At 42.4% G+C, this 15596-nt stretch carries 9 protein-coding genes and 1 riboswitch; of the genes, 4 read left to right on the top strand and 5 right to left on the bottom strand.

Annotated elements, in window-relative coordinates; translation table 11 throughout:
• The first annotated feature begins 91 nt into the window (after positions 1–91).
• Positions 92–496, top strand: coding sequence for a response regulator (locus tag K1X84_02285; GenBank protein MBX7150440.1), 405 nt, complete (start codon positions 92–94; stop codon positions 494–496).
• A gap of 70 nt (positions 497–566) precedes the next feature.
• Here K1X84_02285 and thiC read toward each other — a convergent pair whose 3' ends face one another.
• Positions 567–2453: a phosphomethylpyrimidine synthase ThiC gene (gene thiC, locus K1X84_02280; protein ID MBX7150439.1), complete on the bottom strand. Its 1887-nt coding sequence runs from the start codon at positions 2451–2453 to the stop codon at positions 567–569.
• 87 nt (positions 2454–2540) lie between these two features.
• Positions 2541–2638, bottom strand: a riboswitch (TPP riboswitch).
• 214 nt (positions 2639–2852) lie between these two features.
• Here thiC and K1X84_02275 point away from each other — a divergent pair.
• Positions 2853–4409: a DUF4139 domain-containing protein gene (locus K1X84_02275; GenBank protein ID MBX7150438.1), complete on the top strand. Its 1557-nt coding sequence runs from the start codon at positions 2853–2855 to the stop codon at positions 4407–4409.
• Positions 4410–4440: 31 nt separating this feature from the next.
• On the top strand, positions 4441–6486 hold the full coding sequence (locus K1X84_02270; protein ID MBX7150437.1) for a hypothetical protein: 2046 nt from the start codon (positions 4441–4443) through the stop codon (positions 6484–6486).
• On the opposite strand, the gene K1X84_02265 is transcribed toward K1X84_02270, so the two are convergent.
• Positions 6474–7949, bottom strand: a complete 1476-nt coding sequence (locus K1X84_02265) for a hypothetical protein (GenBank protein MBX7150436.1) — start codon at positions 7947–7949, stop codon at positions 6474–6476. The two genes, K1X84_02270 and K1X84_02265, sit on opposite strands and share 13 nt — an antisense overlap.
• A 109-nt stretch (positions 7950–8058) precedes the next feature.
• Between K1X84_02265 and K1X84_02260 the strand changes: the two genes are divergently transcribed.
• Complete coding sequence (locus K1X84_02260) at positions 8059–8526, top strand: hypothetical protein (GenBank protein MBX7150435.1); 468 nt, start codon at positions 8059–8061, stop codon at positions 8524–8526.
• A gap of 34 nt (positions 8527–8560) precedes the next feature.
• On the opposite strand, the gene K1X84_02255 is transcribed toward K1X84_02260, so the two are convergent.
• From K1X84_02255 to K1X84_02245, 3 genes are all read right to left on the bottom strand, one after another.
• Positions 8561–11965, bottom strand: a complete 3405-nt coding sequence (locus tag K1X84_02255; GenBank protein ID MBX7150434.1) for a hypothetical protein — start codon at positions 11963–11965, stop codon at positions 8561–8563.
• Positions 11966–12097: 132 nt separating this feature from the next.
• Positions 12098–13132: a diguanylate cyclase gene (locus K1X84_02250; GenBank protein ID MBX7150433.1), complete on the bottom strand. Its 1035-nt coding sequence runs from the start codon at positions 13130–13132 to the stop codon at positions 12098–12100.
• 24 nt (positions 13133–13156) lie between these two features.
• Positions 13157–15574: an IgGFc-binding protein gene (locus K1X84_02245; GenBank protein MBX7150432.1), complete on the bottom strand. Its 2418-nt coding sequence runs from the start codon at positions 15572–15574 to the stop codon at positions 13157–13159.
• Positions 15575–15596 lie beyond the last annotated feature (22 nt).

Below are 15596 nucleotides of genomic sequence, written 5' to 3'. Positions count from 1 at the left end.
GGCGGTGAAAATACAGCACTTGGCAGCTTGTATTTGGCAAAATTTCGAAGTAAATTTATCCGCCATCTTGGGGCAGAAAGGAGACCCGCCCATGACCCCAAAAATCCTCGTACTTGATGATGACCCTGAAATGTTGTCCTTGATAAACCTATACCTGAAAGGTGGCCGTTTTCAAGTTCTGTTGTCCGGCGATCCGCACGACGCTTTCTCCGTCATACAAAAAGAAAAACCCGAATTAGTCATTTGCGATCTGACCATGCAGGGCATTGACGGATGCACGTTCCATCATGAAGTCAGGCAAATGAAAGACATGCCATTCACTGCATTCCTGTTTATCCCGTCAGTGGATAACGACATGGTTGACCACATGAATTATGAAATCGGCGCAGACGAGTGTTTAGAATTACCTATTGACAAAAACCATTTGCTTGAACGCGTCGAACACATTATTCGCGAAGCAACTGCAATTCGTCAACACGTCATTCGCACGCATTGACAAAAAAATCGGCAGAAATTATTAACTTCTGCCGATTAATTTTTAAAAGTAGATCCCAATGAAAAACCGGTTAAGCTGATTCTTCTTCAGCTACTGGAACGTATATTTTTGCTCCGGCTTTTTTGAATTCCTCCGCTTTTTCCTTCAAGCCAATTTCAATCGCTTTGCTTTCTTCAATTTTCAAAGAATCCGCATAATCCCGCACGTCTTGTGTAATTTTCATCGAACAGAAATGCGGGCCGCACATACTGCAGAAATGGGCGACTTTGGCATTGTCCGAAGGCAGCGTTTCGTCGTGAAATTCCCGCGCCGTGTCGGGATCAAGCGAAAGATTGAACTGATCTTCCCAGCGGAATTCGAACCGCGCCTTGCTGAGCGCGTTATCGCGGATTTGTGCGCCGGGATGGCCTTTGGCCAGATCGGCGGCGTGCGCGGCAATTTTATAAGCAATGACGCCTTCTTTCACATCATCTCTGTCCGGCAAACCAAGATGTTCTTTGGGAGTCACGTAACACAGCATCGCACATCCGTACCATCCGATCATGGCCGCACCGATCGCCGACGTGATGTGATCATATCCGGGCGCAATGTCCGTAGTCAACGGCCCCAACGTATAAAACGGGGCCTCACCGCAAACTTCCAGTTGTTTCGTCATATTCACTTGAATCATGTGCATCGGAATATGTCCCGGTCCTTCAATCATCGTTTGCACATCGTGTTTCCACGCAATATTGGTTAGTTCTCCCAATGTTTCCAGTTCGGCAAATTGCGCTTCATCGTTGGCATCGGCAATCGATCCCGGTCGCAAACCGTCGCCAAGACTGAACGACACGTCGTACGCTTTCATGATTTCACAAATGTCTTCAAAATGCGTATAAAGAAAATTTTCTTTATGATGAGCCAAACACCATTTCGCTAAAATTGAACCGCCTCGGGAAACAATACCCGTTACACGTTTTGCAGTCAGCGGAATGTACGCCAAGCGTACTCCGGCGTGAATGGTAAAATAATCGACGCCTTGTTCTGCCTGTTCGATCAGCGTATCACGGAAGATCTCCCACGTAAGATCTTCCGCTTTGCCATTCACTTTCTCCAATGCCTGATAGATCGGAACCGTTCCGATCGGTACCGGCGAGTTGCGTAAAATCCATTCGCGCGTTTCATGAATATTTTTACCGGTCGATAAATCCATAACCGTATCGGCGCCCCAGCGAATCGCCCAGATCATTTTTTCAACTTCCTCTTCGATGCTCGAAGCCACAGCCGAATTACCGATATTAGCATTGATTTTCACGAGGAAATTCCTCCCGATGATCATCGGCTCGCTTTCCGGGTGATTGATATTGGCCGGAATGATCGCCCGGCCGCGCGCTACCTCATCCCTGACAAATTCCGGAGTAATGGTTGGAGGAATGCTCGCGCCGAAATGTTCGCCGGGATGCTGCGTCGTAAATTCTTTCCACGCCGCCTCGCGTTCTTGATTTTCGCGAATGGCAATGTATTCCATTTCCGGCGTCACAATGCCTTGTTTAGCGTAAAACATCTGCGTAACGTTGGCTCCCTTCTTGGCACGTTGAGCTTTGTGGCGACGTTGAAAACGGATTGAATTCAACGAAGAATCATTTTCACGTAACCGCCCGTATTCCGAAGTAATTTGCGGCAATTCATCAATTTGTCCCCGCGAACGAATCCAATCTAGACGCAAGGGCTGAAGCCCTGCATAAATATCGATCTTCACGTTCGGATCGGTATAGGGCCCGCTCGTATCGTATACAACAACCGATTGTCCGTGACCATTTTTTTCTTCGTGCGAAAAGCCGTCGCTGATGCTGATCTCGCGCATCGCCACTTGAATCGCATGCCGTTGACCGGACACATATATTTTTTTGGACGCAACAAAAGGCGTCGTAGTAATCTTGCTGTCTTTATTCGGAACAGCCGATACTTGTTTTGACATACTTGGCTCCTTATAAAATGACCGCATTAAACGGTTGGAATTTATTCAAATAAAAAAACCGTCTCCTGGAAATGAGGAAACGGTTTAAAATTTACATTTTCGTTTCCCTACGCCGGTATTATCTCGGGTCAGGTTCAAAGGGTATAATCTCAGTCTCCTAAAGGAAACAACCCCTAACGATTCAATCCTATTGTCGAAGAACGCGATCTAATATATTTGAATGGATTTCCACACGCAAGATATATTTTGGAGCTGTGAACTATCAATCATGCTACATCAAGGCATTTACCATCAATGACAAACCTGTATTGCTTATGTCATTCAGTTTTATCACTTTTCAGAAGTTTCAGAATTCAATCCATTTTTTAATTTTTTCATCCTAAAAAAGGAATGTCCGCCATGAAGAAAATAATTTTTTTCATGATTGCGTTATCGCAATTTGTCATTGCCCAATCCGATTTGAAAATCAAAACCGTGGACGTTTTCAAAAACGGTTCCGCTTTTTACGTCGCCGAAGGATCGGTCAAGCTCAGTCAAGGCTCAGGAACCATCGGGCTCTTTCCGCAAGCGATGTTCGGCACGATCTGGTTAGCTTCAACCGAAAAAAATATAACCGTAGACGAAATCAAAGCTGTTAAAGAGAAAACGGCTGATAAACGCGAGGCCGCTAATTTTTTCGAGCTGCTAAAAGCCAACGTTGGAAAAAAAGTTGTCTGGCACACAGGTAACGATAAAGACGCTCCGATTAACGCGATTCTTTTGGCGGTTAACGGTTCCGACGACAAAACCATGATCACACTTAAAATCGGCAACCAAATCCAGGTTCTGCATGCATCGTGGTACACACATCGGGTCGAATTTCCTGAAAATTTTGCAACAACTTTTGATGACTCAACTTACAAAACCGTCTTAAAAATCAAGACCAACACGGTCAAAACGGAAGCTCCTTTTCAAATGATTTATTTCCAGAAAGGATTGGGATGGGTTCCATCGTACCGCGTCGATTTACTCGATGACAAAAATGCTCAACTGGTCCTATCGGCTTCGTTGATCAACGACACAGAAGACCTGGATAAAGTGAACCTTAATTTTGTCGTCGGATATCCTCATTTTTTATTTTCAAATGTCGAAGCTCCTTTGACAGCTAATCAATTTATTTCTAATTTTCTCCAAACGCTATCCCGGAACGAGAATGCACCGGCTCCTTACGGAGGTGCTTTCGCTAATATTGCAGCGCAGGAAATTTCTTATGGCAGTGGCGATAGTCGTGTGGATTTTGGTGATTTTGAAGCTCTGAAAGGCGAAGCCGAAGGCGATTTATTTTTTTACAATTTAAAAAATGTTTCTTTGAAAAAAGGCGAACGCGCGCAATACAATATTTTTTCGGCTACTGTACCCTACCGTCATATTTACGAAGTATCGGTCCCCAACGGGCTTAATCAAAACCAACAATATGATAACGCTAGTAAAGGACCGCATGAAGTGTGGCATTCGATCAAACTTGAGAACAAATCCAATTTTCCATGGACGACCGGCAGCGCTATGACCATGCAAAACGGGCGAGCGCTTGGTCAGGATATTTTGAAATATACGGCCATGAAATCATCTAATAATCTTAAAATCACCGTCGCGCCCGACATCCTGGTCGAAGACGACGAAAAAGAATTGTCACGTAAAGAAGACATCAAACGTAAAGACGGTTATGTATATGATCTCGTTTCGGTCAATGGCGAAATCACGATCAATAATTCTAAGAACGAAGATGTCACCGTCACGGTGTACCGTCCCATTACCGGTAAAATCCTTACCGCAAGCGATCAACCGAAAATCAAACAAATTGTCAAAATCGGCAGTGCGTTGAATCAGGAAAATTCCGTCACATGGGAAATACCGGTCAAAGCCGGTGAAACAAAACAATTGAAATACCAGTATGAAGTCTTTCTAAGGAACTACTAATAAATTTTTATTTCATTGCATGAACCCAACTATGAGCCGATGGCTGTTGATCACAGCCGTTTATGTGTACGCGTGTACACCTGCAAACCCTAAGACTGAACTGCCAAAAAGTTTTCACATTGTTGTACCCGATTCGCTGAATGAATTTAAGCAACGATTCCTCGAATCGGCCGCACGATGGCGTGATCGCAATGAATGGCCGTACCGTTTTTCCGATTCGGCCGAATTTAAAATCTATATTAACGATCTCTCCGTTTATCAGGCATCTTCCGTTCGACTCACAAAAGATTCAATTCATATTCAGAATGAATCGCTTATCCGTGAACCCTACACTCTTATCCATAAACTTCCCGGTTCGATACGAATTTTGACGGCCCGCGTTCGTCCATGGACCATATTGGACGCCATTCGGCAAATGATTGAAAACGATACCGGCTCCGATGAGATCGTCATGGTGCGTTCGCGTGAGCAGATCGTCTTCGCTGAACATCGCAATGGAAATATCTGGACTAATGACGTCAATCTTTTTGAAGAACGCCGCCATTATGAACAGGCGGCTTCCATCACCGGTGATGGAATTCAATTTCACGGCCAATCGATCCCATACGATCCTCATCGAGTTAAAGAAATCATTACAAAATATCCTGGAGTTTCTGTTCCATCCGTTTTTGTTTATGCCGATTATGAAACGAAAGCAAAAATGACCGGTAATATCATGGAATACTCGTACGATTTTGAAAAAAATCGAATCCATGTTGTTAATTCGAAGTTGGTCAAAAACCGATTCCCGGAACTATTATCCATATTTCTTGCTTATCAAACTTATGGTAATCGCTACCCCTGGCTGATTGAAGGTTTGGGCGTTTTTCATGCACAAACTTTTTTTGGTAAACCTTTGTCATGGTGGCAAGAACGCGAATCTTTACTTAATCTTATTACGCCATCCAAATTGCTTCGGGAAAAATCTCCGGACCAAAATCCATTTCTTTACACGTATTTATCTGAGTTGTTTTGGGAAAAGTTTTCGATGCAAGCTAAGAATGTTTTTTTAGATCCTGAGAAGTTTTTCAAAAATTTTAACCCGAGTTTCCCGGAGGTCAATACTCATTTTCCCGCTAAGCCCGATGTACCTTTCTTCAAAGGTCTTTGTTACGCACACACGAACGGAGTTGAATCGGGCTATATGTCTCAACGATCACGGCAATCATTAGAAGAAATCAAATCGCTCGGCGCCAATACCGTCTCCATAACGCCTTTCGGTTATTCGCACACCGAAACTTCTCCCGAAGTTTTTTTTGTACTCGACAATAATTGGGACGAAACTCTCGGAAGCCTGTATAAAGCGACGGAGGACGCACATGAAATAGGATTATCCGTTATGATGAAACCTCATATTTGGCTTGGCAATGGCGTCTGGTGTGGAAAAATCAAAGTCGAGGGTGATGATAATTTGAAAATTTGGGAAAATACGTTTACTCAGTTTGTGGTCTATCATGCGTTGATCGCCGAACTTACCGGCATGGAAAGTTTATGCATGTGTGTGGAATTGCCAAATATGTCGACCCATACAGCGATGTGGTTACGGATCATTCGTTATGCACGTACAGCTTACAAAGGATACTTGACGTACGGCGGCAATTGGTTTGACGAATACGATAAAATTCAATTCTGGGATCAGTTGGATTTTATAGGCGTTCAACATTATTTCCCATTAGCCGATGGACAAAGCTATTCCCAAGAAGACATTGAAAAACGTTTGAATGTACTGTCAGAACAATTTGATGCACTGTCCAAAAAATGGAACCGGAAAATTGTTCTGACCGAAGTCGGATTTCCGAGCATCGAATATGCGCTTCTCAGCCCTCACGAAGAAATTTTTTCTCAAACTGCTTCCGAAGACGTGCAGGCTTTGGGCTACGATCAGACAATGAAAGAATTTATGCAACAGTCGTGGGCGGGCGGATTATTCTGGTGGAAATGGGAAAGCGGGCGTTCGCCGCGGACCGGGGACAAATCTTTTCAATTAAAAGGTAAAAAAGCCGAGACCGTTCTCAAAAAATATTATCAAGCTCCTTGAGTCAAGCGTTGAGTGATTAACTCCTGGATGACGCCATCATCGCCATACGTACATATATAATTTTTCAATTCCTTCAATCCTGAATTCAAATAAGGACTTCCACAACTGATCAACAAATGCCGTTTGCTTGTAAAATTCAAATCGAGAATGTTTTGAACGGCGGCAGGAAAAGAAATGGCATTACGCCAGGCCATCGGCCGAAGATCGCTGATGACAATCAAAGAACGCCCTCGCAATTCAGGCATTTCATGTAATGGATCATCCAATACCGTTTCATAAATTTTAAAATTTAATTTCAACTCTGACCGCAATCGATTCAAACTATTAGGCGCCGATAAAATAAACCAAACATCGGTTGACGAATCAATCCCAAACCATGCGTCTTTCGAAATACTTGCCGAAAAAATTTTTTGCGCTTCTTTTTGATGAGCCTCGCATCCAACAATTGCCTGTGCCGCTTTGATATCAACTTGCCGATTTTTAATTAAATTCATCTTTGTTTTTGCGTTCCAAATTCGGCATACTGACTGATCGATACGATCTTCACTCAAACGGCCATCTAGCACGGCTTTTTCGATAATTTCAAAAGCACGTGTAGTATCTATGGGAATTAGTAACTGATCAATTCCTGCCTGAATAGCTCGAATCGCTGCTTCTTCCTCAGAATAATTTTCTTTGATCGCTCCCATCATTAAAGCGTCGGAAACCAATAATCCCTCATAACGCCATTCATCTCGAATAATCGATACCATTCGTTGCGATAAACTTGCAGGCCAATTTTCCTGATCAAGCGCCGGCGCCTGGATATGTCCGACCATGATCGCATCCACTCCCTGCTGCACCGCATGGTGAAATGGAAGCAATTCAAAATTGCGTAATCGTGATTCGGAATGATCGAGCCGAGGCAATGCAATATGAGAATCCGTAGTCGTATCGCCATGGCCCGGAAAATGTTTGGCCGTACTCAACATTCCATTTTCTTTCAACCCCCGAATATAGTCTGTGGAATATTGAATCACTTGATTGAGGTCGTGACCGAATGAGCGGATATTAATGATCGGATTATCCGGATTGTTATTCACGTCTATTACAGGTGCGTAATTCCAATGAATGCCTATGGCGCGTGATTCGATAGCTGTAATTGCGGCCGCAGTACGAATCGACGAAGCCATCGTCTGTTCAGCGTTGGCCAGACCCATAGCATACGGGAATGTTGTTGCTCCTCTTACTTGCTGTCCCAAACCGCGTTCAAGGTCAGCTGAAAACAGTAACGGATGCCGGCTGATTGATTGTACATGATTGAGTATATCGGCGATCGTATCTGATTCGCCGCCAAAAAGAATAAAACTGCCAATATGAAATTCGCGGATCAATTTCTCGGCATACGATAAATCATTACTGGGAAAATCAAGCCTCGGTACAATCAGTTGGCCGATTTTTTCTCGAAGAGATAAAGGAATCATATATTGTAATTACGTTGATTTTTAAATAAAACTAAAGTACATAATTTTCTTTAAAGCAATGAAGGCATCGTATATTTATACGACGGATCGGAGGGATTTTGTGAGAAATATGAGCCTACGTTTTATTCTTGTTGCGATGTTAATTTTGTCTTGCGAAGACAATAGCGGGTTTTCAGAAAGTTCCTCCCACTCCTACCGAACTCTTATTCGAATTGGTAAATTTGAAGGTCAAAATGGAAGTCACGTATCCGGTCAATTTGAAGTTTGGCGCATCGATAGTACCGGAATAGAATCGTTTGAAACGCTTAATGATTTTACGGTCGTTAATATTTCTGAGACTATTCAATTCTGGCTAACAGATCAAACCGGCTTTTCGCAACTATCAGCATCTTCGAATAAATTGATGATTGACAGCCTTGTCAGTAATACTTCTGGAAGCCATCAGTTCTCGATACCGGAAGGCCATAGTGTTTCTCTATATACCTATGCCGTATTGTTTGGATCAACCAGTCAGGAAAATCTTGGCGGCGCCAAAATTTTGCTACCCCCGCCGCCTTCGGACGTTGGTAAATTCTGACCGCAATTTTGCTAAGGTTTTGAAAATACATATTTCAAATTTTTGCATCTTCAATCAATTCCTGATACCGCTTCTCGTCCATGGCATAAATGGCCGATTCCAATTCCGTTTTCCATTTATTCACATTATCGTTCTGAATATTAATTTGTCGTAACACATTACGAAGTTCTGAGATTTCAGAAATGTCCAGCGTACGGAGTATTTCTAAATCTGTCGCGATCTCTTTCTTATCTTCAATGTTTAACGATATCTCATTGGATTCACCAAATGTTTTAGAGAACTCATCGCCCAATTGAACATGTTTCAATGGTAAAAGTAAAAAGAACTTTGAACCATGACCAACGACCGACTCAACGCCAATAGTCCCTTTATGGGCTTCTACAGCCATTTTGCAAAAAGTGAGTCCGAGACCGGTTGAGCGGACCCCACCTGAAGAAACGGCCTGCACCTGATTATACGGCTCAAAAATACTCCCCAATTTATCAGCCGGTATCCCGGGTCCTTCGTCTTCAATTGTAATATGAACCCGGTCCTCTGATTGTTCGGCTTTGACAATGATTTTTCCTCCGGGTGGCGTAAATTTAATAGCGTTCGTCAAAAGATTCACCACAACACGAAGGATGATTTCCTCGTCCGCTTCCAGTTTAAATTCAAATTGACCCCATTGCATTTCAATTTTGAGTCCTTTGTTCTTTCTCAAAAAATCAACGTCCTCAACCGCTCTTTCCAGCATTCTATTCAAAACGAATTGACTCGTATGCAATACAAACGCCGTTTCTTGAAATTTTTGAACATCCAAAATATTGAGCACCATTCTGAGCATGTGTCCGGCAATTTTTTTCGATGACTCAAGACGATGCATGAGCGATTCACCCGGAGAGTCAGACAAAAGAGCATTGAGCGGATTTTTCAGATCGTGGACGATCATGCTCATCATGCCTTGCTTAAATCTATCAAGTTCACGCAATTGAGCGTTGGCTTGACTCAATTCGGCAGTTCTTAAATTGACTTTCTCTTCAAGTATTCTGTTTTGTCTTAAAGACATCCTCAATCTTAAAAGTGGAACAGCTAAAATGATGAAAATGCCCAAACCGTAAAACGAAGATTGCGCCCACCACGTTTTCCACCATGGCGGTTTAATAACAAGGCGTAGCGAAGTTTCCGTCTTGCTCCATTCGCCTTCTCCGTTAGACGCTTTTATTTTGAATGTATATTCTCCGGGCGACACATTAGTATAGACAGCTTTTCGATGATCCGCGTTAGTATAGATCCACTCACGATCAAATCCCTCAAGCATGTACGCATACTGACTCTTTCCCTGCTGATAATAACTGATGGCTGCAAATTCGAACGCAAACAAATAATCGGTGTAATCGATTTCGGCTTCTTCAGCAAAAATGACTGATTTTTTAAGTACGGAAGTACGGGGTAAAACTGATTTGTTTAAAACAAGAAAATCCGTGATATAAACATGAGGTAAATTTTGATTTTGGCTCATGCTATCCGGATTAAAAACATCAATTCCATTATTACCGCCAAATAGCAAGGTACCATCTTGTCTTTTGCAAATGGCATTATACGTTTCATTAACTAATCCGTCTTTCACACCATAATGAACAAACGATTCGGTCATCGGGTCAAACCGAACTATTCCTTCTGCATTCAGCCACAAATGACCATGTTTATCTTCACGAATACCGATGACCCGTTCTTTCAGAAAGCCTTCTTTGACTCCGTACGATTTAAAACGAACTTTTTTCGGATCAAATGTAGCTAACGAATCACGAATAAATTTACTTAACCCGCTGTTCGTTCCGACCCATATCGTCCCTGATTTATCTTCATAAATGCAGTTAACCGAATTGCTATTGAGTCCGGTGCCGTCCTCCATACGATAAGCCACAAACACCGGATCCTGATACGTGGTCGGCATAAATGTATTTAATCCGGCATTGGAAGTTCCTACCCACATTCTTCCGTTTTTATCTGAATGTACCGCTTGAATGTAGTTATCGCTGAGGCTTTTTGAATTAGCCGGATTATTGTAATAAGCAATAAAATTGCTGCCTATCGAAGGAGAGAATTCGTTCAGGCCTCCGCCCCAGGTACCTATCCACAATGTGTGTTTCAAATCTTCATCAATGGCATACACGTCATTGCTGCTGAGTGTTTCGGTATTACCGGGATCCGATAAATAGGAAGTAAATAATTGGCTGTTGCGATCAAAGCGACATATTCCTGAACCACCTAACCATATTGCGCCATCAGAACTTTCTTGTATCGTTAGAATGCGGCCGGCGCTAAGACTGTACGGATTGGCGATTTCGTGACGATAGTTGATGGGCTTATTGCTTTGATCAATCGCAAGGACGCCGTTACCATCCAAGCCAATCCATAATGTACCTTTGGAATCTTCAAAAAGGGATCGGATAACGTTTGAATTCGATTCGTTCATGTAATTTTGAATCGACCAATTGTCAAAAGGCGTATGACTGTAAAAATAATAAATACCGTTTGGAGTACCCAGCCATACAGTACCTGTGCGATCCTCATAGATGCAATGGACATAATTATTCGAATCTGTTTCCAAATTTGTGGCACTGTTTTTATAGAAGGCGAATTCCGATCGCAATGGATCAAAACGATTGATTCCCTCATACGTACCTATCCAAATTACACCTTTCGAATCTTGCCATAACGAGTGAATTCTATTGTGACTAAGGCTTTTGGGATTTTTTTCATCATGTATGTAGTCAGTAAATTTTCCTGAAGCTTCATCGTATCGGCTCAATCCGCCACTTCTCGTACCGATCCATAGATTATTTTCGGCATCTTTATAAAGCGCAAGAATGGAACTGTCTTTAAATGCAACCGGGTGGAAACTTTTTCTTTCCGGATTAAGTTTCCACAAACCTTTATTGGTCGTTCCAATCCATAAATTTTTATAATGATCTTCTAAAACAGAATAAACATCATCGGATGGAAGGCTGAGTGAATCTGCAGGATTATTTAAATAACGGATAAAGGTGTTTGTTTTTTTGTCGAGTTTATTAAGTCCTCCTCCCTGAGTACCGATCCATATAAAACCCGAAGCGTCCTCGCAAATGCTCCAAACATTTAACGAACTCATCGCATGTATATTTTTTTCATTCGTTAGATAGCGTACAAAATAATCCATTTCGGGATCAAAACGGCAAAGACCGCCGCTCGTGCCGATCCAGAGAATTCCTTCAGAATCCTCAAATAAAGCGCGAATGTCATTGGAACTAATACTTGCCGAGTCGTTTTCATCAAACCGGTAATTGGTAAATCGATATCCATCGAATTTATTAAGGCCGTCTTTCGTCCCAAACCACACAAAACCATACTTATCTTGCACAATGCATTGAATAAAGTCATTAGAAAGTCCATCGGTATGACTAAGATGCTCCAAACGCATGTCCCCCGACTTGGACTTCCACAATCCTGAATTTCCCAACAGAACTTGTAATACAAAAAAAAGATAATAGATGTAATGCACAGGATAGATGTATTTTATTTATGTATGAAGGAACCTCTTTATAGGAGCAAACTAATGAACAATGCGATTTCGTCCACCCTCTTTAGCTTTATACAGCATCTTGTCAGCCCGCTCTCTCAATGTATCCGGTGTGTCGTTACTCTCATATTTCGCTATTCCGAAACTGGCCGTCACTTTGCCGACTAACTCAAACTGGTGACTTTCAAAACTCAATCTTAATTCTTCAGCAAGTCTGATAGTATCCTGCAACAGAGTGTGCCGCAGCAATATGATGAATTCTTCGCCTCCCCAACGGGCAACCAAATCCGATTCGCGAAAAGCATTCTGAGCTATTTTTGCAAATTCTTTGAGCACGATATCTCCTTGATCGTGTCCAAACGTATCATTAATACGTTTGAAGTGATCGATGTCGAACATGATAACACAAAATTCATGACCTGTACGTCGCGTGATTTTAAACTCGTCAGCTAACGATTCATTGAACCTGCGACGATTGGCTACTCCGGTCAAAGCGTCGGTGAGCGCAAGTTCTTTGAGCTTTGTATTGGCAATTTCTAAACTTCGTTCATGTATTTTTATAAGATTAAGCGATTTGACCAAATGCTCGTTAGTAAGTTCAAGATTCATTTCGTGCAGCCTTATCGTCTGGAAAGACTCAATGAGTCTTATCGCCGATCTAACCCGCGCTTCTAGTTCAATCGGATCGATGGGCTTCCGGACATAGTCAATGGCCCCCGCCTCCAAAGCTTCGCGAAGATTGATGGGCGTTGTCATGACGCCGGTACACATAATGACGGCAATATCTTTCGTGATCGGATCGTTTTTCAGTTGTTCGATAAATTCAATTCCGTTCATCACCGGCATTTCCCAATCCGTAATAATCAAATCAGGTTTTTTGATTCTCGCGATGTCAATTCCCTTGGTTCCATCGAGTGATTGAAAAATTTGACAACCGGTTAAACGGTTTTCCAGAATGTTGACAATAGATTTCAAATTCATGGCTTCATCGTCAACTATTAAAATTCTGATCGGCAATGTTTTACTTCTCGATTCGGTTACAATTGGTGTTGATATTAAGTCTATCATAATTTCCTTTATCAAGTTTCCTGTCTATGGATTAGGTGGATCAGAAGGGGGACGTCCGATTCCGGCATCCACTGGCGAGGCTTTTAAAAGTACGGCCGCCGTTGTGGCGCCACCGGCGATCAGCGCTCCGCCGATCAACCACCACGATAAAAAACCTTTCTTTTTTAACAACCCGAAATTTTTATCGGCAAGCTTACCTTCTGTACGTCGCACATCGGCCGGTAATTCAATATCAATATACCGTTCGGCTGATTGAGTTCCGTTCCATCCGTTTTTTGTGAATGGTATCCAATCGCTGGAATCTTTATTATCATCCAGAATTAAACGGTATTTTCCGCTAAACAAAGCAGGCGTAATTAAATACTGGCCGTTTTCTGAATTAACATCTGCAGTTCGAACGATTGTTTTTGCGGTATCATCCAGGCTGATTACTTTTACAAACAACTTCACATTTTTTATTATTTCGTCTTCTGCATTATAAACGCTGTCGGCATTGTTATCTTTGTATACCGTACCGGCCACTTCGCCTCCAAAATAAGCCATTGGCGTCGCCGAAGTTATCATCGAAGAATTAATTTCCTTGTCTACTGAATCAACCTGAACTTTAAAAAAATACTTCTGCCCGTTAATTAAACCGAGAAAAGTAGTATCCTGAATTTCAGAAATCGTACCGGTTTTGATTGGCTGTTGAAAATTTTTTGTTGTGTCGGCAAATAAAGAATAAACCACTGGATATTCGTATCGGTTTGAGTCGGTTACATGCAGCATAATATTTTCATCACCGCTTACGGCTTCAACCAATATGGGAAGTAGAGTTGTGACTTCGAGGCTTATTGTCGTTGAAAAACTGCCTACGGTGGCTACGATCGTATCACGGCCTATTTTAGTTAACGGATAAGTAAATGCAACTTGTCCCGCCGTATCGGTATAGGCGATACCGTCACTTGGATTGGCGCCTTTACAACGAAAATTAACCGTATAACCGGATAAGTTAAATTTTCTTCCAGTACTTGTCGTAATTTTAAAATATTCCGTAACATTTTTTTCAGGTAAAGCAACCTTACGATTCGAGTCGCTCAAAGCCACGATACCCGTCAATTGGGAAAGGTTGACAAACGCACTTCCGCCGGAATAACCGTAAGAATCGGCTTTATCAAAACCATACATAAAAGCTCCAAACGGAAGCGTACTTTTTAATACTTGGGTGCCGGTCAATTTTACGTCATACTGAAGTCCATAAAATGAAGTTTCGCCAACCGAAAGAGGCTTAAATGAGTCGGCCGGTATGGTCAATCCATTGATGACGATTTTACCAACGCCCGATGCCGGCGTGACAATATTAATAAAATTTTTTGAAAAGCCTTTTTCAGGAGTACTCATAATATAGTAGTTCTGATATTGTTCAATCGGAGGTATGACGAGCATGAACGGATCGGATACAACGTTATCAAAACTGGTACTGTTGGAGTATTGCATTACCAGGATTGGTTTATCGGCAACGATTGTTGCCGGATTAGTAAGAATTTGTTCGTGAAATTGCCCGCGCATGACATACACCGTAGTGCTGTTAATTCGGACAGCTGTTTGATCTTCGGAAGCCAGAAACCGGAATGTGTCTCCTTTTTTTCGCGTAGCGAGAGGCATGACAACAAATTTTTTGCCCCATGTATCTACGGAAGGCAATTGTTCAACTAAATGGTCACAATGATCGTAACCAACCGGAATGTTCGCACATTTGTGTCCGCTAAATACGGCAACCGGTTTATTCGACGTAATAAAAGTACCGGAAAGATCGTCACCCGGTTTCTGCGCGAGCAATTGGTACACCTGTCCTTTATCCAGCGCGATGGCGTAGGTCTGACCTTTGAGTCTATTTCCACAGGTAACGCTCGGCGTGATCGATACCATCGTTGTGTCTTCAGTGGCTACCACTGCAAATTCAGTCCCGCGCCTGGAAAGGCTTGATGCGTTCAGTTTGGTTCGTCCGTTATTGACATATCCAGCATTTTTATAGGACTGAACAATGTAATGGGTACCGAGGACATCCGTAGGCAATGCAAGGAAGGCATCCGTACTTTGGCCTAATTGATTGAGACCATAGATCGTAATTTCTTTATCGGATATAACATGGATACCTTTATTCATAGCGAGATCGGAAAATTCTAAATACGCTCCTTTTGGCAATTCGACGGTTTGAATTTCGCCGGGCGTAACGGTGTACTTCGCCGAATACATTGTTCCCGGAATTTCAATCGTCACGAGCGCCAATTCACTGGAAGAAATAAAGAAACTCATTTTGGCATCGTCGCTCCAATTGCTTGGAAATGCCAGCCAAAAATCTTTACCGCGATTATCCGGTAGTTGTATCTGCCCAAATATTGTTTTCAGTAAAAGAACGTTTATGATCAGTATTGAACGAACAAGAATATTGAAAATGCGCATATATAATTCTCCCGTTTCGGAG

It is taken from the genome of bacterium, assembly GCA_019695335.1.
Taxonomy (GTDB): Bacteria; CLD3; CLD3; order SB21; family SB21; genus JABWBZ01.
This window is presented reverse-complemented; position numbering and strand designations above follow the sequence as displayed.